Raw genomic sequence first — 21,538 nt, 5'->3', positions numbered from 1 at the left:
ATCCCCACAGAAGCACGAACGATACAAGGGGATACCACCTCCTGTGTTTCTGTTACTCTTACATCTCTGAGGAGGCAACAAATGAGTGAAGATAAGCAAATCAGGCAAGAGCGATTTCAATTATTAATGGAACAAGTCGTCATGCCTGGAGATTTAATTTCAACTGACTTGAAAGGTTCTTACATAGAAAAATTGGAAGTCTATACGAAACAAAAAAAGTGGCATTTTCAATTTGTTCTCCCAAAAATGCTTTCCTTTCAAGCTTTTGAATTATTCCAGAGTCGTATACAACAAGGGTTAAAGCATATAGCTGATGTACACTTTACGATTCGATATGAGGAAGAAGTAAATGCTACCAAGCATTTGCAGCACTATTGGCCTTTCTTTGTAGAACAGCTTAGAAGCGTTACGAACGGATTAATTCACAGATTACAAGAACAGGTGCCGGCGGTTGATGGAAATAAAGTCGTCATCGCTGTTTTAAACGAAACGGAAGCTGAAATGATTCAAAGACGAGTCTTTCAACCTTTACAACAAGCACTGATCGATGTAGGTTTTGGTCCCTTGCAATTACAGACGACAATTAAAGAATCCAAGGAAGCTATGGATCGATTCGTTGAGCAAAAGAAAGAGGAAGACCATAACAAAGTGGTTGAGGCAATGATTGAGAAACAAAAACAGGAAGAAAAGTCTAAAGACCTCCAACACAATCGAGCAGTGGCGATGGGAGTGAAAATCAAAGACGATCTTCAGCCGATTAGCAACATCATTGAAGAAGAACGTAGAATTGCCGTTCAAGGATATGTGTTCCACTCTGAGACTCGCGAATTGAAAAGCGGTAGAACCCTTCTTATCTTTAAAATCACAGATTATACGGATTCAATTATGGTTAAAATGTTTTCTAATGACAAAGAAGATGTCCCAGTTTTGGAATCTGTCAGTGAAGGCATGTGGTTAAAGGTACGGGGAAGTGTGCAACATGATACGTTTATACGGGACCTTGTTATGATGGCGAAAGATTTTCAACAAGTGACTCCTGAAGAAAAGCAAGACCGTGCTCCAGAAGATCAAAAGCGTGTAGAACTCCATCTCCATTCACCTATGAGTCAAATGGATGCTATGACGGGGATGGGTGAGTATGTAAAGCAAGCGAAAAAATGGGGACATAAAGCGATTGGCATCACCGATCACGCTGTTCTTCAGTCATTTCCTGAAGCCTATGGTGCAGGCTCCAAGCATGACGTGAAAATTCTTTATGGGGTGGAAGCAAACCTCGTAGATGATGGAGTACCGATCGCCTATAATCCGGCCAATCGAAAACTTAGTGAAGAGACGTATGTGGTGTTTGACGTGGAAACCACTGGCCTTTCAGCTGTGTACAATACCATTATCGAGTTAGCCGCAGTGAAAATTAAAGAGGGAGAAGTGATTGATAAGTTTGAGTCTTTTGCAAACCCTCATGAAAAACTTAGTCCATTGATTATTGATTTAACGGGGATCACAGATGATATGGTTGAGACGGCACCTGAAGTTGATGAAGTATTGAAGAAGTTTCATGATTGGATGGGTGATGATGTCCTCGTGGCCCATAATGCAAGCTTTGATATGGCCTTTTTAAATGCCGGTTATCAGCGAATTGGCTATGATAAAGTAAAAAATCCCGTTATCGACACCCTTGAATTAGGGCGATTGCTTTATCCGACGTTTAAGAACCATCGTTTAAATACATTATGTAAGAAATTCAACATTGAATTAGTAGCCCATCACCGGGCAATTTATGATGCAGAAGCGACAGGACACCTTTTATGGAAAATGATAAAGGATGCAACAGAAAAAGAGATTTACACCCATGAAGCCTTAAATGAACAGAAAACGTCAGATGATTATAAAAAACAACGGCCTAATCATTGTATTATCTATGCAAAGACCAAAGAAGGATTGAAAAACTTATATAAGTTAGTTTCCATGTCTCACATAAACTACTTTTTCAGAGTGCCAAGAATTCCAAGGTCAGAGCTGGTTAAACATCGGGAAGGTCTACTAATTGGATCAGCTTGCGACAAAGGCGAAGTGTTTGATGCTCTTATGCAGAAATCTCCTGAAGAAGTAGAAGAAGTTGCTGCCTTTTATGATTATTTAGAAGTACAACCTCCATCAAACTATGCTCACCTCGTCGAAAAAGAAATCGTAAGAGATGAACTAGCTTTAAAAGACATGATCAAAAACATTATTAAAATTGGCGAGACCTTAAATAAAAGGGTTGTGGCAACTGGAAATGTTCATTATTTACAAGAGGAAGATTATATTTACCGAAAAATATTAATTGCATCTCAAGGCGGAGCGAATCCTTTAAACAAGCAAACGTTGCCTAAAGTTCATTTTCGAACGACGGATGAAATGCTTGAATGCTTCAGCTTTTTGCCAGAGGCGAAAGCAAAGGAAATTGTTGTAGAAAATAGTCAAGCCATCGCTGATGAAATGGATGAGATTAAACCAATTCCAGATGATTTGTATACCCCTCATATTGAAGGGGCAGACGAAGAAATGCGCGAAATGTGTTATACGAGAGCAAGAAGTATTTATGGAGATGACTTGCCAAAGCTAGTTGTGGATCGATTGGAAAAAGAACTAAAAAGCATTATTAGCAATGGATTCTCTGTTATTTATTTAATCTCACAGAAATTGGTTAAGAAATCATTAGAAGATGGTTATTTAGTTGGTTCCCGGGGGTCAGTAGGGTCAAGTTTTGTCGCTACAATGACAGAAATAACAGAAGTTAATCCTCTGCCTCCTCATTATGTGTGCCCATCTTGTAAACACTCGTATTTTTTCAATGATGGCTCGGTAGGTTCAGGTTTCGACTTGCCTGACAAAGATTGTGAAAAATGTGGCACAGCTTATGATAAAGATGGTCATGACATTCCCTTTGAAACATTTTTAGGCTTCAAAGGAGACAAAGTCCCGGATATTGACTTGAACTTTTCCGGTGATTATCAACCAGTCGCTCATAATTATACGAAAGAGCTTTTTGGTGAAGATTATGTTTACAGAGCCGGAACGATTGGTACGGTAGCGGAGAAAACAGCTTACGGATATGTTAAGGGGTATGAAGGAGATGAATCTCTCCAATTAAGAGGAGCGGAAATTGACCGACTTGTTTCTGGGTGCACTGGGGTGAAACGGACTACCGGACAACATCCTGGGGGGATAATCGTAGTCCCTGATCATTTAGACATTTATGACTTCTCGCCCATCCAATTCCCGGCAGATGACCGCGAGTCTGAATGGAAAACGACACATTTTGATTTTCATTCCATTCACGATAATCTGTTGAAGCTGGATATCCTTGGTCACGATGATCCGACAGTTATTCGGATGTTGCAAGACTTAAGCGGGATGGATCCGAAAGACATTCCTGTAGACGATCCAGAAGTGTTCAAGCTATTTGGTGGAACCGAAGCATTAGGAGTAACGGAAGAGCAAATTATGTGTAAGACTGGAACATATGGGATCCCGGAATTTGGTACACGTTTCGTTCGTCAGATGCTTGAAGAGACAAAACCAAACACATTCAGCGAACTTGTTCAAATTTCAGGTTTATCTCACGGATCAGATGTTTGGCTAAATAATGCAGCAGATTTGATCGCTCAAGGTACATGTGTATTAAAAGACGTCATCGGGTGCCGAGATGACATCATGGTTTACCTCATATACAAAGGTGTGGAACATTCTCTTGCCTTTAAGATCATGGAGTTCGTTCGTAAAGGAAAAGGACTTCAAGAAGAATGGGTAGAAGAAATGAAAAAGCACGGGGTTCCAGATTGGTATATCGGTTCTTGTTTGAAGATCAAATACATGTTCCCGAAAGCTCACGCAGCTGCTTATGTACTTATGGCTGTCCGAATTGCCTACTTCAAAGTCCATCATCCGATTTTGTTTTATGCAACTTACTTTACCGTGAGAGCAGATGATTTTGAATTAGACACAATGAATCGCGGTTCGGCATCCATTAGAAAACGAATCGAAGAAATATATAGTAAAGGTCTTGATGCGACGCCGAAAGAGAAGAGTTTAGTGACGGTTCTAGAATTGGCCCTTGAAATGTGTGAAAGAGGATTCTCATTTCAGAAGGTCGACCTTTACCGTTCTAAAGCAAAAGAATTCCTTGTCGATGGCGATTCGTTAATACCTCCATTTAATGCTTTAACGGGGGTTGGTACAAATGCTGCAATCAACATTGAAAAATCTCGTGAAGGCGGAGAGTTTCTTTCAAAGCAAGACTTAAGAGAGAGAAGTAAAATTACCAAGACCGTATTAGAGAATTTAGATGATCATGGTTGCTTAGAGGGTATGCCTGATTCCAATCAGCTGTCGTTGTTTTAAAGAGGGTTATTCAACGGAAGGGCGTTTGCATGGCCCTTGCGATTGTGTTATATTAATGAAGGACACAGATTATATCGGTTGCAAAAAGAGTGGGGGAACCCACTCTTTTCTTTGCACTTAATGGTTTTCCAATTCAAGGAAATGTGATAATGATTAAGAATTCAAGCGAAAGATCTGTTATTAAAGGAGGTTCAGTTATGTCAGACAACGTTCAATCAAGAGTAGAACAGCTTGTCGTTCCTATCTTAGACGAACTATCACTAGAGTTAGTTGATGTAGAATTCCAAAAAGAAGGTAAAAATTGGTTTCTTCGTGTGTATATAGATAAGAATCAAGGCGTGGATTTAGACGATTGTACAACAGTAAGTGAGCGTTTAAGTGAAGCACTTGATAACCACGATCCGATCGAGCAAGCTTATTATTTAGAAGTTTCTTCTCCGGGAGCTGAGCGCCCCTTGAAGAAAGAAAAAGATTTCGAAGCAGCTGTGGGGAAACACGTTCATGTTACCACGTATGCTCCTATCAATGGTGAGAAAGCATTCGAAGGGAAGCTTTCCAACTTCGACGGAACGGATCTCACGATTGAAATCAAAGTCAAGACTAGAATCGTCACTGAAACGATTCCTTTTGACAAAGTGGCCAAAGCAAGATTAGCGATAGCTTTTTAAATATGAAAGGGGGTACTAACTTCCATGAACAGTGAATTTATGGATGCGTTAGCAACCATTGAGAAAGAAAAAGGTATTGATAAAGAAATTATTTTAGAGGCAATTGAACAAGCCCTTATTACAGGGTATAAAAGAAACTTCAATTCAGCGCAAAATGTTCGAGTGGACATTGATCGTGAATCAGGGATGATTCGTGTTTTCGCTAGAAAAGAAGTGGTGGAAGAAGTATTTGACGCCCGTTTAGAAATATCTCTAGAAGAATCGAAGTCAATCAACCCGCTTTATGAAGTTGATGATGTTGTGGAGATAGAAGTTACACCGAGAGACTTCGGAAGAATAGCAGCTCAAACGGCTAAGCAAGTGGTTACTCAACGTGTCAGAGAAGCAGAACGGGGAATTATTTATTCTGATTTTATCGATCGGGAAGAAGATATCATGACGGGGATCGTTCAGCGTCAAGATCACCGGTTTATCTATGTTGATCTTGGAAGAGTCGAGGCACTAATGCCCATTGGCGAACAAATGCCAAATGAGAGCTATCGTCATAATGATCGAATTAAAGCGTTTATTACAAAAGTTGAAAAAACAACTAAAGGTCCACAAATTATGATTTCAAGATCACATCCAGGATTGTTAAAGAGATTATTTGAGCTTGAAGTACCAGAGATATATGATGGAACTGTAGAGATCAAGTCTGTTTCTCGAGAAGCTGGAGAACGGTCTAAGATTTCTGTTCACGCTGAGGATAGCGAAGTAGATCCTGTAGGTTCATGTGTAGGACCAAGAGGACAGCGTGTTCAAACGATTGTTAACGAGTTAAAAGGCGAAAAAATCGACATCGTCCGCTGGTCCGAAGATCCAAAGGTATACGTGGCCAATGCTCTTAGCCCTTCTAAAGTTGTCCAAGTCAAAGTGAATGAAGAAGAAAAAATGACTCAAGTAGTCGTTCCTGATTATCAACTTTCTCTTGCCATTGGTAAGCGTGGTCAGAATGCAAGACTAGCAGCAAAACTTACAGGTTGGAAAATTGATATTAAGAGTCAGACAGATGCAGAAGAATTAGGAATTTACGATCCTAATGCTCCATTGGAAGAAGACTCATGGGAAGATGATGAAGCGATTGACACTGATTATGAAGATGCGGTAGATTACGAAGAGAATTAGGAGGGGGAAAGATGGCAGGTACAAAAAAAATACCCCTAAGAAAATGTGTCATCACTCAAGAAATGAGACCGAAGAAAGAACTCATTCGAATTGTGCGATCTCCTGAAGGCGATGTGTTTATCGACCCGTCCTCGAAGAAGTCAGGCAGGGGAGCATACATCTCAAACGATGCTTCTGTCATTAAAGATGCACAAAAAAAGGGCAGTCTATCTAGACACTTGAAAACAAAGGTGCCTGATTCTATATATGACGAATTGCTCCATTATCATGAAAAAGGATCGCTAACATGAGTCATGAAGCATGGATGTCTTTATTAGGACTTATGCAAAGAGCTAGGCAATTAATTACGGGTGAAGAACTTGTCGTTAAGTCCATCCAAACAAAAAAAGCTCATTTTGTCATTATCGCAGGAGATGCTTCACAAAATACGATTAAAAAAGTTACTGATAAATGTCACTATTACGATACTCCTTATATTATTTTCAAAGATCGCTTCGTTCTAGGACAAGCGATTGGAAAAGCGGAGCGGGTGACCATTTCAATCATAGATAAAGGCTTTGCAAATAAATTTCGCTCAGTTATTGAGCAAGATTCATAGCAGATGACCTCGTAGTTCAAGAGGGTTTGTGATGAATACAGGAGGTATGTATATGAGTAAAATGCGTATATATGAATATGCAAAAGAACATAACACAACGAGTAAAGAAGTGATTGACCGCTTGAAAAAACTTGGAATTGAAGTGACGAACCATATGAGTGTCATTACGGATGAAACGGTTCAAAAGCTTGAGAAACCGGCTTCAGGTTCGGCAGAAAAGAACGAAAAAACAGCACCAAATCAAGCCAATAATAAGCGTCGTCCCGAGAAAAACTCTGATGATCAACCATCTAAAGAAAAACCTCGGAAACGAACGTCTAAAGAAGATGATCCAAAGAATAGACCCAATAAAAAAGATAAGAACAAGAAAAGAAATCCGCAACAAAATCAAAAGCAACATACACAAGGTGGTAAGAAAAACGACGTGAAAAAAGAGATGCCTTCAAAAATCATATACAGCACTCCAATAACTGTTGGAGAATTTGCTCATAAACTAAATAAAGAACCATCTGAAATTATTAAGAAGCTTTTGTTCCTTGGAGTTATGGCTACAATTAACCAAGAAATTGACAAAGATACTATTGCTATTCTTGCGGAAGAGTTTGGGGTAGAAGTTGAAGAAGAAATTATTATCGATGAAACGGATTTCGAATCCATTATTGAAGATGATGATCCAGAACTTCTTCAAGAACGCTCTCCAGTTGTTACGATCATGGGGCACGTTGACCACGGTAAAACAACGTTACTAGACAGCATTCGTCACACGAAAGTAACTGCCGGTGAAGCAGGTGGAATTACCCAGCATATTGGCGCTTACCAAGTAGAAGAAAACGGCAAGAAAATCACCTTCTTAGACACACCTGGGCACGCTGCTTTTACTACGATGCGTGCACGCGGGGCGCAAGTAACAGATATTACGATTCTTGTTGTAGCGGCAGATGACGGTGTTATGCCTCAAACGGTAGAAGCAATTAACCACGCTAAAGCGGCAGGTGTACCAATCATCGTTGCCGTTAATAAGGTTGATAAAGAAGGGGCTAACCCTGACCGTGTGATGCAAGAACTTACAGAGCATGAATTAGTTGCTGAAGCTTGGGGCGGAGATACGATCTTTGTAAACGTATCAGCTCTAAACGGTACAGGAATTGATGATTTACTTGAAATGATCCTTCTTGTTTCAGAAGTAGGAGAATTAAAAGCAAACCCTAACAAAGCTGCAATGGGAACAGTTGTTGAAGCTGAATTAGATCGTGGGAGAGGTCCTGTAGCTACCCTTCTAGTTCAAGCGGGTACCCTTCATGTTGGTGATCCGATTGTCGTAGGGAACGCCTTTGGTAAAGTTCGAGCCATGGTAAATGATATTGGACGAAAAGTTAAATCGGCAGATCCTTCTATGCCAGTTGAGATCACAGGACTAAATGCAGTGCCTCAAGCTGGTGACCAATTCCGCGTGTTTAAAGACGAGAAAAAAGCTCGCCAAATCGGTGAAGTTCGCGCTATGAAACAACGTGAAGCAAATCTAAAACAAACATCTAGAGTAAGTCTTGATGACTTGTTTGACCAAATTCAACAAGGTGAACTTAAAGAGATTAACGTCATTGTTAAAGCAGACGTTCAAGGGTCAGCTGAAGCAATGAAAGGTTCTCTTGAAAAGATCGAAGTTGAAGGTGTGAAAGTAAATATTATTCACACTGGTGTAGGTGCCATTGCCGAATCTGATATTATTCTCGCTTCTGCGTCAAATGCAATTGTCATCGGGTTTAATGTTCGCCCAGATGTGAATGCTAAAAGAACAGCGGATGTTGAAAAAGTAGAAGTTCGTCTGCACCGTGTCATTTACGATGCTATTGAAGAAGTGGAAGCAGCGATGAAAGGAATGCTTGACCCAGTATATGAAGAAAAAGTCATTGGTCAAGTTGAAGTTCGTCAAGTCTTTAAAGTGTCTAAAATTGGTACAATTGCCGGATCATATGTAACGGAAGGGAAAATCACTCGTGATTCTTCTGTAAGATTGATTCGTGACGGTATCGTCGTATTTGAAGGCGGTATTCGTGATTTGAAACGCTTTAAAGATGATGTGAAAGAAGTTGCCAAGAACTATGAGTGCGGTGTAACTCTTGAAAATTACAATGATGTAAAAGAAGGAGATATCATCGAAGCTTATATTATGGAAGAAATTAAGCGTTGATTTTAGCTACCATTGTCGTCGAGGCGATGATTTATAATTCACATTCGTTAAAGGATAAGCGCTCTGTAACCAAGAGCGTGTCCATACGAATGAGACAGCGTTTAAATGTCTCAATTGCTGAAATTGGCTATCAAGATGTTTGGCAAAGAACAGAATGGGCTATTGTTTCAATAGGATCCGAAAGAAAACAAGTAGAAAAAGAATTGCAACGGGCGATCTCTCTTTTGGAAACATATGATGATCTTGAATTAACAAAGATCACTTGGGAGTGGCTTTAATATCTTATTCAAGTTTATCAAGTCTATTTTAGTAGGAGTGTCGTGAAATGAGTAAAGTTCGAGCCAATCGAGTCGGAGAACAAATCAAGAAAGAATTAACAGATATCATTCAACGTGAATTAAAAGACCCTCGCATCGGCTTTGTTACAGTCACAGCTGTCGATGTAACAGGAGACTTGCAGCAGGCAACAGCGTTTATTACTGTTTATGGTGAAGATGATGAACGTAAGAAAACGTTAGAAGCGTTAGAGACTGCCAATGGATTTATCCGATCTGAAATTGGCAAGAGAATCCAGCTTCGAAAAACACCTGAATTATCATTTACGTTTGATGAAAGTATTGAACGAGGTAACCGGATCGATGAGTTACTTCGAAAGCTTAATCAAGAAGATAAATAATAGAAAGAGGGTAGAGTCAACTCTATCCTCTTTTCTCTATGCATATTTGGAGGCGGAATGATCATATGAATCGAGAATTAATGGGCGTGTTTCCATTATGGAAACCAGCAGGGATGACATCTTTCACGGCAGTGAAAGAAGTAGGGAAAAGATTTGGTACAAAAAAAGCGGGACACACCGGAACACTGGACCCAGATGTTGAAGGGGTTCTTCCTGTTTGCATAGGGAGAGCAACGAAAATCGTCGAGTATTTAACTGCCAACGATAAAACGTATATTGGTGAAGTAACTTTAGGCTTCTCAACGACTACAGAAGATTCTTCTGGGGACATGGTGAACCAGTTATCTGTAGATCGTCTCATCTCAACAGAAGAGGCTTCTTCTGTTTTGACCAGTCTCATAGGTCCTTTGGAGCAAACACCACCTATGTATTCAGCTGTGAAAGTAAAAGGAAAAAAATTATACGAATATGCTAGAGAAGGGATCGAAGTAGAACGACCTAGCCGCATGATCACCATCTATCAGTTAGAGTTACTATCAGACCCTCGCAGAAATGAAGACGGCACCGTTTCTTTTTCCTTTAGAGCCGTTTGTAGTAAGGGTACTTATATACGAACACTATCTGTAACGATCGGTGAAAAGCTTGGATTTCCGGCTCACATGTCTCATTTAATTAGAGAGTCTTCAGGATCATTTCAAAGAAAAGATTGCCTGACCCTTGAGAAACTAGATGAAGCAGTTGAACGTGAAGAGGAAGAGGAATGTCTCATTTCAATCGAAACAGCTTTATCCATGTTTCCGGTTTTGAAAGTTGATGAGAACATGGAGGAGCGAATTCTTCAAGGAGCCATCCTCTCCATTCCAGAGGAAGTGTCAAATGTAGACGAATCCGTGTGGGCTTTGTATAATCAACAAGGGGAATGCCTTGCCCTTTATAAAAGGGACGAGAAACGGGCAGGGAAAATGAAACCAGAAAAAATGATAAGAACGATTCGTAGTTAATAACTGAATGAGTATAGAAATAAATGAGGTGGCACCATTGGAAATCATACGTTTAAAACACCCACATGCTCCTTTGACTCTTCCAGATACGGTTGTAGCTCTCGGTTTTTTTGATGGCGTACACCGAGGACATCAAAAAGTAATTGACGTGGCCAAAAGCGAAGCTAAGAAACGAAATATCAAATCAGCAGTGATGACTTTTTTTCCTCATCCGAAAGAGGTCTTAAGAAAAGAAGAACAACATACGATTCAATATTTGTCTCCTCTTCCTGAGAAAATAGAACTGATGGAAGAGATGGGGATCGATTATTTATTTATTGTTACTTTCGATCGTTTTTTTGCTGATCTATCTCCTCAGCAATTTGTTGATCAATATTTAATAGACTTAAATGTGAAGCATGTTGTTGCGGGGTTTGATTACTCATATGGCCGTTTGGGCAAAGGGACAATGGAGACACTGCCGTTCCATTCCAGAAGTCAATTTTCGCATTCGGTCGTTGACCAAGTATCACATGGTGATGAAAAGATCAGTTCAACAGAGATTCGCCAAGCTTTGAACGAAGGGAATATGAGTAAAGTGAACGACTATTTAGGCAGACCATTCAATATATCTGGAAAAGTGGTTCACGGGGAAAAGCGAGGTCGAACGATTGGCTTCCCAACAGCTAACATTGATCCAGTAGAGAGAACTGTGGTTCCAGCTAAAGGGGTCTATGCGTGCATGTTAATCTCTCAGGGCCGTGCTAATCTCCCTAGTGTTTGTAACGTTGGGTATAAGCCTACATTTCATGACAAATCCCCTCTCAAACCAACAATTGAAGTGCATGTATTGAATTTCAATGAAAATTTATACGATGAGCATGTTCAAGTTGTATTTCTAGGAAGGATTAGAGGAGAAGAGAAATTTGACTCAATCGAAGGGCTGAAAAAACAAATTAGCGCTGATATTGAAAAGGCTCAACAGTTTTATTAGTTATTCAAACGAGTGAAAAGACTCTTTCCCTCGGTGAAGGACGAATTTCTTGCAAAAAAACTTGAAATTTATGATGAAAACTAGTATGATGTACTATGTTAGGAACCAATGCTTGGCAATACGAGTCACCAACGTATGCTCAGCAATTGGGGATTGAAATAGAAGGAGGTGGAACAGGATGGCATTAACTCAAGAAAGAAAGAACGAAATTATTGGTCAATTCAAAACTCATGAGAATGATACTGGTTCTCCTGAAGTTCAGGTAGCTATCCTTACGGAGCAAATTACTACGTTAAACGAACATTTGCGCACACACAAAAAGGATCACCATTCACGTCGTGGCCTTTTGAAAATGGTCGGTCAACGCCGTAACCTACTTACGTATTTACGTAATAAAGATGTTACTCGTTACCGTCAACTTGTCGACAAGCTTGGTCTTCGTCGATAATTACGAAAGCGGGAGATTCTCCCGCTTTTTCTTTATGTTTATTTTTAAGTAGGCTGTAGAATTAGGATTTGTGATATATATAATGTTGATAGCGTATTTTCCCGAAAATCCTGTGGTAAAAATCGTGTTCTCGTGTCAGCCTCGTGGTAGCACTTGAGCCGGAATTGGAAATGCTCATATAAGTTCAACAGTGATTTAAATAGAACAAGCATCCTCTATGAAATAGACTATTTCGAAACCTGATATTTTCTGATATGATATAAAAGCTAGGGTATAAATGTAAATACCTTTCTAATAAAGAGTTTTAATAGATAATTTTAACTACAAATCACACCATTTTTACGCTTTTCTGATCATACATCAGGTTTAATACATACAAAAAAGCGAATAATTATATTAAACAAGGATTTCAATTTTGAGAGGAGCAATAAATAATATGAATCAAGAAAAACAAATTTTTTCTATGGAGTGGGCTGGACGAATATTGACTGTGGAAGTAGGCCAATTTGCAAAGCAAGCAAACGGGGCTGCAATGGTACGGTACGGAGATACGTCAGTACTTTCCACAGCAACAGGTTCTAAAGAGCCGAAAGACCTACCTTTCTTCCCATTAACTGTTAACTACGAAGAGCGATTATATGCCGCAGGTAAAATTCCGGGTGGCTTTATCAAACGAGAAGGTCGTCCAAGTGATCACGCGGTGTTAACTAGCCGTTTAATTGACCGACCTGTTCGTCCGCTATTTCCAGACGGATTCCGTAATGATGTACAAGTAATCAGCATGGTCATGAGTAATGATCAAAACTGTTCACCTGAAATGACTGCGATGCTTGGATCATCTTTGGCTTTGTCTATTTCAGATATTCCTTTCGACGGACCGATTGCAGGGGTAACGGTTGGACTTATTGATGGTCAATTTATCATTAATCCAAGCACAGACCAAATGGAAAAAAGTGAAATTGACTTGATCGTCGCTGGTACGAAAGATGCGATTAACATGGTTGAAGCTGGTGCAAATGAAGTGCCAGAAGAAACGATTTTAGATGCCATTATGTACGGCCATGATGAGATTAAGAAATTGGTTGCTTTCCAAGAAGAGATTATCGCTAAAGTCGGTAAGACAAAAATGGAAGTTCAACTTCTAACCTTAGACGCTGAATTAGAAGCAGAAATCCGTGAAAAAGCAGAAGGAAAACTAATTAATGCAGCGACTGTTGTAGAAAAAGGTGCTCGTGAAGAAGCAATCAAAGCAGTATTTGACGAAGTTATAGAAGATTATGCTGATGAGGAAAACGATCGTACGAAAGACGCTAAAGAAGTTCTCAATAAATTACTTAAAGACTGTGTTCGTAAGTTAATTACGAAAGACAATATTCGTCCTGATGGTCGTAAAAAGGATGAAATCCGCTCATTAGCTTCAGAGATTGATATCTTGCAACGTACTCATGGATCTGGCTTGTTTACTCGAGGGCAAACTCAAGCACTAAGTGTATGTACTTTAGGCGCTTTAGGTGATGTTCAAGTACTGGACGGATTAGGAATTGAAGAATCTAAACGATTTATGCACCACTATAACTTCCCATTATTTAGTGTTGGTGAAACGGGACCAATCCGTGGTCCAGGTCGACGTGAGATTGGACATGGTGCTCTAGGAGAACGGGCATTAGAGAAAGTCATTCCTTCTGAAGAAGTATTCCCGTACACGATTCGTCTTGTATCTGAAGTTCTTGAATCGAATGGTTCAACTTCTCAAGCAAGTATTTGTGCAAGTACGTTAGCTATGATGGCAGCAGGTGTTCCGCTAACTTCTCCTGTGGCAGGTATTGCTATGGGGCTTGTGAAGCACGGAGAAGACATGACTGTTCTTACCGATATTCAAGGGATGGAAGATGCTCTTGGAGATATGGACTTCAAGGTCGCAGGTACCTCTAAAGGTATAACTGCAATTCAAATGGATATAAAAATTGATGGCATCAATAAAGAAGTTTTAGTTGAAGCTCTATCACAAGCTAAAGAAGGACGCTTAGCTATTTTAGAAAATATGCTTTCGGCTATTGCAGAGCCTCGCACTGAATTAAATGCTTATGCTCCGAAGATCTTAACGATGAGGATTCACCCTGATAAGATTCGCGATGTTATTGGACCAAGCGGAAAAATTATCAATCAAATCATTGAAGAAACAGGAGTTAAGATCGATATAGAGCAAGATGGTAAGGTCTATATTTCTTCCCTAGACCAAGAAATGAATAACAAAGCTAAAAAAACAATTGAAGATATTGTAAGAGAAGTTGAAGTTGGCGAGACATACTTAGGAAAAGTGAAGCGAATTGAAAAATTCGGTGCGTTTGTTGAACTTTTCAAAGGTAAAGATGGTCTTGTCCACATCTCTCAACTAGCCAAGGAGCGTGTTGGAAAAGTTGAAGACGTTGTTGCTATCGGTGATGAGATCATGGTAAAAGTTACTGAAGTCGACAACCAAGGTCGCGTAAACTTATCTCGCAAAGTTTTATTGCAAGATGAAACGAAATAAGAATTTATAAATAAGGGCTGTATGAATTCTCATGCAGCTCTTTTTTGATTCTATTCATTTCAGAAGAATTCTGTCCGTATAAGCACATTTTAGTCTTACATAAAAAGAGAGTGTTGGTTCTACATAACGTTGCGGTGGATAATAGTCTCTAAAGTTCTACCTTGTCCAGTTTCAGCATAATCCTTTTAATGAGGAGGTATGATAATGCTGAAACGAGCCTTTGTGCAAGCTGGTACTTTTTTTCTGTTAATGACAATGACGATTGCCGCTGGTCAAAATCCATTTACGAGTAACTATGTCATAGAGACAAGGGGCCAGGCTGAACAAGTCATGAAAGAAGAGAACCCTTTATATATGGAAATTCTCAAATATAAACAACAATTAGATGAGGCACCAATAGATGCTAAAGTAGATCCTGTTTGGAAGGCGGTGCCAGGGTATAGTGGTCGAAGAATCGATGTACAGAAATCCTTTGAAAAGATGAAGGAACAAGATAGGTTTCAAGAAAGTCAACTTGTCTTTCAAGAAATTCCTCCAGAAATAACGTTGAAAGATTTACCTCCAGAGCCGATCTACAGAGGAAACAGCGAAAAACCTATGGTTGGCTTCATGGTCAATGTCTCATGGGGAAATGAGTACTTACCTCAGTTGCTGAAGATCTTTCATAAACATCAAATTCAGGCCACTTTTTTCCTAGATGGATCATGGGTGAAAAATAACCCTAATCTTGCTATGATGATAAAAGAAGAAGGTCATGAAATAGGAAATCATGCCTACTCACATCCAGATCTTCAAAAGCTTTCAAGAGAACGAATTCATGATGAAATGACACGTACCAATGAAGTAATTGAAGCTGCACTAAATGTGACACCTCAATGGTTTGCTCCTCCAAGTGGCAGTTTTCACGGGGAAGTAGTGAAGATCGCTAGAGATTTAGATATGTATACTGTATTATGGACGGTAGACACCGTTGATTGGAAAAAACCAGACCCTTTTCAGATGGCAGATCGTGTGGTTTCAAATGTCGAACCTGGGTCTCTGATCTTAATGCATCCTACTGCTTCTGCTGTAAACGGGTTAGAAAAGATGATAGAAGGAATCAATCAAAAGGAACTAAGGGCAGGAACTCTGTCTGAAGTATTGAATGAACAACGATAGTTTGAAGAACAAACGCTGTAAGAGGTTCTTGAGAAAAGTGGCGACGAACATTGCTATATAATATATGAAACATCGTAGGAGGATTTTACGTGATTAAACGCTTTGTCAACAACAATGGTTTGCGTATCGTATTCGAACCAAATCACACTGTTCGCTCTGTATCTGTAGGCATCTGGATAGGTACAGGATCTCGATTTGAGAAAAAGAATGAGAATGGATTATCTCATTTTATTGAGCACATGTTCTTTAAAGGAACAAAAAAAAGATCTGCACATGAAATTGCCGAATCATTTGATTCCATAGGCGGCCATGTGAATGCTTTAACGTCTAAAGAATATACATGCTATTATGCAAAAGTGTTAGATACTCATGCTAAGTATGCTGTAGATGTCCTTGCAGATATGTACTTTAATTCAATCTTTGAAAAAAAAGAACTAGAAAAAGAAAAGGGCGTTGTGTTAGAAGAAATTAAGATGTATGAAGATACGCCGGACGATTTAGTACACGACTTATTAAGCAAAGCCAGCTACGGTGATCATCCGTTGGCATACCCTATTCTAGGAACGGAACAAACCTTATCTTCATTTTCACCAGATGATTTGTTTTCGTTTATGGATCAATATTACCATGCTGAAAATGTCGTTATTTCCATTTGCGGGAATGTTGATGAGAGTTTTGTGGAATACGTGCAAGAGTTATTTGCTTCACTTGAAAGGAAAAAGAATACAACTCAATTGGAGAAGCCATCCTTTCTTCCTGAAAAAATGGCCCGTAAAAAAGATACGGAACAAGCCCATTTATGTTTAGGATTTGATGGTTATCCAATTGAAGATGATCGTATTTATCCGTTAATTCTTATGAATAATGCTTTAGGTGGATCAATGAGTAGCCGATTGTTTCAAGAGATCAGAGAAAATCGCGGCTTAGCGTACTCAGTATTTTCATACCACTCGGCTTTCAAAGATTCTGGTATGTTAACTATTTATTCAGGATCTGCACTAAATCAGTTGGACGAAGTATATGATGTTATCATGGATACGTTGACAGATGTTCGTAAGATGGGTCTCTCAGATAAAGAATTAAGGAATGGGAAAGAACAGTTAAAAGGCGGACTCATGTTAGCACTTGAAAGTACAAACAGCCGCATGAGCCGTAACGGAAAAAATGAACTGTTGCTTGGAAAACATCGTTCGTTAGATGAAATTACAAAAGCGATTGATGAAGTGACAATGGAAGAAGTAAAACAAGTCGGTGAAGAGATTTTTGCCAACGACTTTTCGTTAACATTAATTAGTCCAGACGGACAATTACCGAAATCTTTACAATAAACGGTGAATAACATTAGACTCTCCGCGCATAAGTTTGTAATAAAGCGGAGGGGGATGTACACATGAGATTAAGTGAAATTAGTCAAAAGGAAATCATCGATTATCACAAAGGTGAAAGATTAGGTGTCTTGGGTCAGACAGATTTGATGATAGATGAGAAGAGTGGACAGATTGAAGCCTTTGTCATTCCTACTTTAAAGTGGTTTGGTTTAGGAAAACGAGAAAAAGAAGTCACTGTCTATTGGAATCAAATCAAAAAAATCGGTGCAGATATGATCATTATTGAAGTTCCACATTGATTGATAGTAAGTATGAGGGTGCCCCTAACATTAGGGGCACTTTTTTTGTGAGTGAAGAAACAAAACATGACTTCTATTCACCAATCATTATTACCCACATAAGATGTGATGAGCACGTCGCAAGGCTCTTGTATTCCCTTTCATAATTAAGGAGAGGGGAGTGGGAAGTAAGTGTTAACAGGCATGAAAATAGCAATCATTGGTGGAGATTTACGCTATATAGAAGTGATTCGCCGATTAACGAAATTAGATGCCACGGTTTATTTGATTGGATACGATCAATTAGATGACGGTTTTTTAGGTGTGGAGAAGACTTCCTTTGCTACGATTCAGATTGGTCAGCTTGACGCCATTATTCTACCAGTAAATGGAATGAAACATGATCACGAGATCGATAGTGTTTTCTCAGGAGAAAAGTTATATTTAACTGAAAAATGGCTTGGAAATACACCTGAAAAAACCAAAATTTACACTGGAATTTCAACTGATACATTAAGCTTGCTAGTGAAGAAAACGGATAGGGAACTAATTGAACTTATGAATAGAGACGATTTGGCCATATACAACTCTATTCCTACAGCTGAAGGAACCCTAATGCTTGCGATCCAAAACACGAACGTGACGATTCATCGCTCAAACGTCGTGGTTACAGGGTTTGGGAGGGTCGGTACAACAATTGCAAGATTGTTTCATTCGCTAGGAGCCAACGTGAAAGTCGTAGCCAAAGAGGGCGCTCTTAGAGCTAGAGCTTATGAAATGAACTTAGATCCATACCCCCTTGAGGAATTAGTTCATGTGGTTAAAGATGCAGATATGATCGTCAATACAATTCCAGCACTTGTCATTACATCAGAAGTCATATCTAAAATGCCTAGTCACGCCTTCATTATAGATATTGCGGCTTATCCAGGTGGGACAAATTTCGAATTCGCTAAAAAACGTGCAGTGAAAGCTCTTTTAGCCCCTGGACTTCCTGGACTCGTGGCACCAAAGACAGCTGGAGTTCAATTAGCAAATTTATTATCAACACTTTTGAAAACTCAATGGGAGAAGGAAGAAGGAGGCAAAGGTAAATGACATTGAAAGGAAAACATATCGGGTTTGGGCTAACAGGATCTCACTGTACTTACCATGAAGTTTTGCCCGAAATGGAAAAACTTGTAGAAATGGGGGCGAAGGTGACCCCATTTGTATCCTACACAATGGAATCAACAGATTCAAAGTTTGGTACGAGTGATTCATGGCTAACTAAAATCAGAGAAATTACACCAGAGCCTATCGTAAATACGATCGTGAAAGCAGAGCCATTTGGTCCGAAAACACCTTTGGATTGCATGATTATCGCGCCATTAACAGGAAATTCAACGAGTAAATTAGCTAATGCTCTCACAGATTCACCTGTTTTAATGGGAGCTAAAGCGACGATGCGAACAGGTCGGCCAGTCGTGATTGCCGTGTCTACAAATGATGCTCTAGGGTTAAATGGCGTGAATATCATGAAATTAATGTCCACCAAAAATATTTATTTTGTGCCTCTAGGTCAGGACCATCCTTTTAAGAAACCAAACTCCCTCGTCGCTGACATGACAAGGATTACAGCAACTATAGAACATGCATTAAAAGGGGAGCAAGTTCAACCTGTTCTCATAGAAAGATACAAAGATTAATGCAATTATCGTGAACTGTTGCTAAAATGAATAACATATAGTTTGAGTCGTCGTTAAGGTTTCACTTAACGACGACGACTATGTTGTATATAATTGTCGTATATGATAACAAAATTGATTTAATATTTGAAAGGAGAACTAATCATGACACAACAAGGTTTTCACGTAGCAATAGTAGGAGCAACAGGTGCAGTAGGAGAACAAATGCTTGATACATTGGAGAGAATGGAATTCCCTATTGCGTCTTTAAAGTTACTCTCTTCAAAAAGGTCGGCAGGGAAAAAAATCACTTTTAAAGGTGATGAACTAACTGTACAAGAGGCAACGCCAGATTCATTCGAAGGGATTCAGCTGGCTCTATTTAGTGCAGGAGGGTCCGTTTCCAAAGCATTAGCACCAGAAGCAGTTAAGAGGGGCGCGATTGTGGTTGATAATACTAGTGCCTTTAGAATGACTGAAGGTGTCCCGCTAATCGTTCCTGAAGTAAACGAGAAAGATTTAGAAAAGCATCAAGGAATTATAAGTAATCCAAACTGTTCGACGATCCAAATGGTCGCTGCATTAGAACCGATTCGTAAAGCATATGGATTGAAACGAATTGTAGTGTCTACATATCAAGCAGTATCTGGAGCGGGCGTCAACGCCATTGATGAAATGTATGACCAATCTCGTCAAATTTTAGATGGAGAAGAGATTGAGCCTAAAATATTACCTGTATCTGGTGATAAGAAGCATTATCAAATTGCTTTTAATGCTGTTCCGCAAATTGATGTATTCCAAGAGAATGGCTATACCTTTGAAGAAATGAAAATGATCAATGAAACGAAAAAAATCATGAGCGATGACTCCCTGCAAGTAGCAGCTACATGTGTGAGACTACCTGTAGAAACAGGACATTCAGAGTCCGTTTATATTGAAGTGGAGAAAGATGGTTTAGATGTTACAGGAGTTCGTCAGCTATTAAACGATGCACCTGGAGTAACGTTGCAGGATGACCCGGCAAACCAAGTATACCCATTAGCATCAGAATCAAAAGGGAAAGATGATATATTTGTTGGTAGAATTCGTCAAGATCTTGACCAAGAAAAAGGATTTCACATGTGGGTCGTCGCTGATAATTTATTAAAAGGCGCTGCTCTTAATTCGGTGCAGATTGGCTTTTCATTAATAAAATTAGGATTGTTAAAATAACCGCAGAACATAAGTAAAGGCAGAGGGATAAAGAGATGAAAATAGTTATTCAAAAATTTGGAGGCACGTCACTTAAATCAGACAAATTACGAAATCAATCGTCCGAGCACGTTCGAGAGGCAGTGAAAGATGGCTATAAGGTTGTCGTTGTGGTTTCAGCAATGGGAAGATCCGGTGACCCCTACGCCACTGACACACTTCTAGGGTTAGTGGGCGGTGTTTCTTCCACTGTTTCAAAACGTGAACAGGATTTACTGTCTTCATGCGGAGAGACGATCTCTTCCGTTGTATTCTCAGCGCTTCTTCAAATGAAAGGGTTAAAGGCTCTCGCTATGACAGGAGCGCAAGCGGGCTTTCGCACAACGGAAGACTATACGAATGCAAAGATCACAGAAATGAAAGTGGAAGGGATCACGGCAGCTCTAAATGAATATGATGTGATCGTTGTCACCGGTTTCCAAGGAGAGACAGCTAAAGGAACCACCGCAACCCTCGGGCGGGGTGGTTCTGACACGTCTGCCACAGCTCTTGGTGCCGCATTAAAAGCTGAAGTAGTAGATATTTTCACCGATGTGGCTGGTGTCATGACGGCGGATCCTAGAATTGTCAAGGGTGCTAAACCTTTATCAGTCGTCACATATAATGAGATTTGCAATATGGCATATCAAGGAGCCAAAGTGATTCATCCTCGCGCTGTCGAAGTCGCTATGCAGGCAAAAGTTCCAATAAGGATTAGATCGACTTCTGAAGGTGGTACTGGCACATTAATTACTACGAGTACATCTTCTATAGTAGGCAGAGATATTGTTGAGAGACCTGTGACAGGCATTGCTCATGTGCAAAATGTTTCTCAGATTAAAGTGACTGCCGCAGATGGTGAATTTGATCTTCAGGCAAAGGTTTTTAAAGCTATGGCGACAGCTGGGATATCTGTAGACTTTATTAATATTCATCCGTTTGGAGTAGCTTACACGGTACCTAGTCACCTAACTGAATTAACAGTTGAAGTGTTGAATGAGATGAATTTACATCCTGAGGTTTTACAGAACTGTGCGAAAGTTTCAGCTGTTGGGGCGGGGATGACAGGTGTCCCTGGGATCACTTCTAAAATTGTTGAAGCTTTAACAGACCGGCATATACAAATATTACAATCGGCTGACTCTCACACGACCATATGGGTGTTAGTGAAAGAAGAAGATATGGTTGAAGCTGTCAATGCACTTCACGAAATGTTTTTGATAGAAAATGAAGGAAAGTAAGGAGTGA

At 39.7% G+C, this 21,538-nt stretch carries 19 protein-coding genes; all 19 read left to right on the top strand.

The window, feature by feature from the left end; all coding sequences use genetic code 11:
- Nucleotides 1-81 precede the first annotated feature (81 nt).
- On the top strand, nucleotides 82-4,383 hold the full coding sequence (locus tag CR194_RS07905; RefSeq protein ID WP_110609139.1) for a PolC-type DNA polymerase III: 4,302 nt from the start codon (nucleotides 82-84) through the stop codon (nucleotides 4,381-4,383).
- A gap of 197 nt (nucleotides 4,384-4,580) precedes the next feature.
- On the top strand, nucleotides 4,581-5,051 hold the full coding sequence (rimP, locus tag CR194_RS07900; RefSeq protein ID WP_110609138.1) for a ribosome maturation factor RimP: 471 nt from the start codon (nucleotides 4,581-4,583) through the stop codon (nucleotides 5,049-5,051).
- Nucleotides 5,052-5,075: 24 nt separating this feature from the next.
- Entirely contained in the window at nucleotides 5,076-6,215 is a 1,140-nt protein-coding gene (nusA, locus tag CR194_RS07895) for a transcription termination factor NusA (protein WP_110609137.1), read from the top strand.
- A gap of 11 nt (nucleotides 6,216-6,226) precedes the next feature.
- A complete protein-coding gene (rnpM, locus tag CR194_RS07890) occupies nucleotides 6,227-6,505 on the top strand; it encodes an RNase P modulator RnpM (RefSeq protein ID WP_110609136.1) in 279 nt (92 codons plus the stop codon).
- Nucleotides 6,502-6,813 (top strand): YlxQ family RNA-binding protein, encoded by a 312-nt coding sequence (locus tag CR194_RS07885; protein ID WP_110609135.1) that lies wholly within the window; start codon nucleotides 6,502-6,504, stop codon nucleotides 6,811-6,813. The genes rnpM and CR194_RS07885 overlap by 4 nt, the downstream gene beginning before the upstream one ends.
- Nucleotides 6,814-6,865: 52 nt before the next feature.
- On the top strand, nucleotides 6,866-9,001 hold the full coding sequence (gene infB / locus CR194_RS07880) for a translation initiation factor IF-2 (RefSeq protein WP_110609134.1): 2,136 nt from the start codon (nucleotides 6,866-6,868) through the stop codon (nucleotides 8,999-9,001).
- Complete coding sequence (locus CR194_RS07875) at nucleotides 8,998-9,279, top strand: DUF503 domain-containing protein (protein WP_110609133.1); 282 nt, start codon at nucleotides 8,998-9,000, stop codon at nucleotides 9,277-9,279. The genes infB and CR194_RS07875 overlap by 4 nt, the downstream gene beginning before the upstream one ends.
- 47 nt (nucleotides 9,280-9,326) lie before the next feature.
- Entirely contained in the window at nucleotides 9,327-9,677 is a 351-nt protein-coding gene (rbfA, locus tag CR194_RS07870) for a 30S ribosome-binding factor RbfA (protein WP_110609132.1), read from the top strand.
- A 65-nt stretch (nucleotides 9,678-9,742) separates the two neighbouring features.
- Nucleotides 9,743-10,678 (top strand): tRNA pseudouridine(55) synthase TruB, encoded by a 936-nt coding sequence (gene truB, locus CR194_RS07865; protein WP_110609131.1) that lies wholly within the window; start codon nucleotides 9,743-9,745, stop codon nucleotides 10,676-10,678.
- 37 nt (nucleotides 10,679-10,715) lie between these two features.
- Entirely contained in the window at nucleotides 10,716-11,651 is a 936-nt protein-coding gene (locus CR194_RS07860; protein WP_199228170.1) for a bifunctional riboflavin kinase/FAD synthetase, read from the top strand.
- Nucleotides 11,652-11,829: 178 nt separating this feature from the next.
- Entirely contained in the window at nucleotides 11,830-12,099 is a 270-nt protein-coding gene (gene rpsO, locus CR194_RS07855) for a 30S ribosomal protein S15 (protein WP_110609129.1), read from the top strand.
- A 436-nt stretch (nucleotides 12,100-12,535) separates the two neighbouring features.
- Complete coding sequence (pnp, locus tag CR194_RS07850; protein WP_110609128.1) at nucleotides 12,536-14,629, top strand: polyribonucleotide nucleotidyltransferase; 2,094 nt, start codon at nucleotides 12,536-12,538, stop codon at nucleotides 14,627-14,629.
- A gap of 204 nt (nucleotides 14,630-14,833) precedes the next feature.
- Nucleotides 14,834-15,787, top strand: a complete 954-nt coding sequence (locus CR194_RS07845) for a polysaccharide deacetylase family protein (RefSeq protein WP_110609127.1) — start codon at nucleotides 14,834-14,836, stop codon at nucleotides 15,785-15,787.
- Nucleotides 15,788-15,876: 89 nt separating this feature from the next.
- Nucleotides 15,877-17,115 carry a M16 family metallopeptidase gene (locus CR194_RS07840; protein WP_110609126.1) on the top strand — a complete coding sequence of 413 codons (1,239 nt, stop codon included), beginning with the start codon at nucleotides 15,877-15,879 and terminating at the stop codon, nucleotides 17,113-17,115.
- 62 nt (nucleotides 17,116-17,177) lie between these two features.
- A complete protein-coding gene (locus CR194_RS07835; protein ID WP_110609125.1) occupies nucleotides 17,178-17,414 on the top strand; it encodes a YlmC/YmxH family sporulation protein in 237 nt (78 codons plus the stop codon).
- Between the two features lie 183 nt (nucleotides 17,415-17,597).
- Nucleotides 17,598-18,491, top strand: coding sequence for a dipicolinic acid synthetase subunit A (gene dpaA / locus CR194_RS07830; protein WP_332888664.1), 894 nt, complete (start codon nucleotides 17,598-17,600; stop codon nucleotides 18,489-18,491).
- On the top strand, nucleotides 18,488-19,081 hold the full coding sequence (locus CR194_RS07825) for a dipicolinate synthase subunit B (protein WP_110609123.1): 594 nt from the start codon (nucleotides 18,488-18,490) through the stop codon (nucleotides 19,079-19,081). Before dpaA ends, CR194_RS07825 begins: the two co-directional genes overlap by 4 nt.
- 141 nt (nucleotides 19,082-19,222) lie before the next feature.
- A complete protein-coding gene (asd, locus tag CR194_RS07820) occupies nucleotides 19,223-20,272 on the top strand; it encodes an aspartate-semialdehyde dehydrogenase (protein ID WP_233254340.1) in 1,050 nt (349 codons plus the stop codon).
- A gap of 35 nt (nucleotides 20,273-20,307) precedes the next feature.
- The gene (dapG, locus tag CR194_RS07815) at nucleotides 20,308-21,531 is read left to right on the top strand and encodes an aspartate kinase (protein WP_110609121.1); all 1,224 of its coding nucleotides are present in this window, start codon (nucleotides 20,308-20,310) and stop codon (nucleotides 21,529-21,531) included.
- Nucleotides 21,532-21,538 lie beyond the last annotated feature (7 nt).

Source organism: Salipaludibacillus keqinensis (assembly GCF_003226325.1).
Classification (GTDB): domain Bacteria; phylum Bacillota; class Bacilli; order Bacillales; family Salisediminibacteriaceae; genus Salipaludibacillus; species Salipaludibacillus keqinensis.
This window is presented reverse-complemented; position numbering and strand designations above follow the sequence as displayed.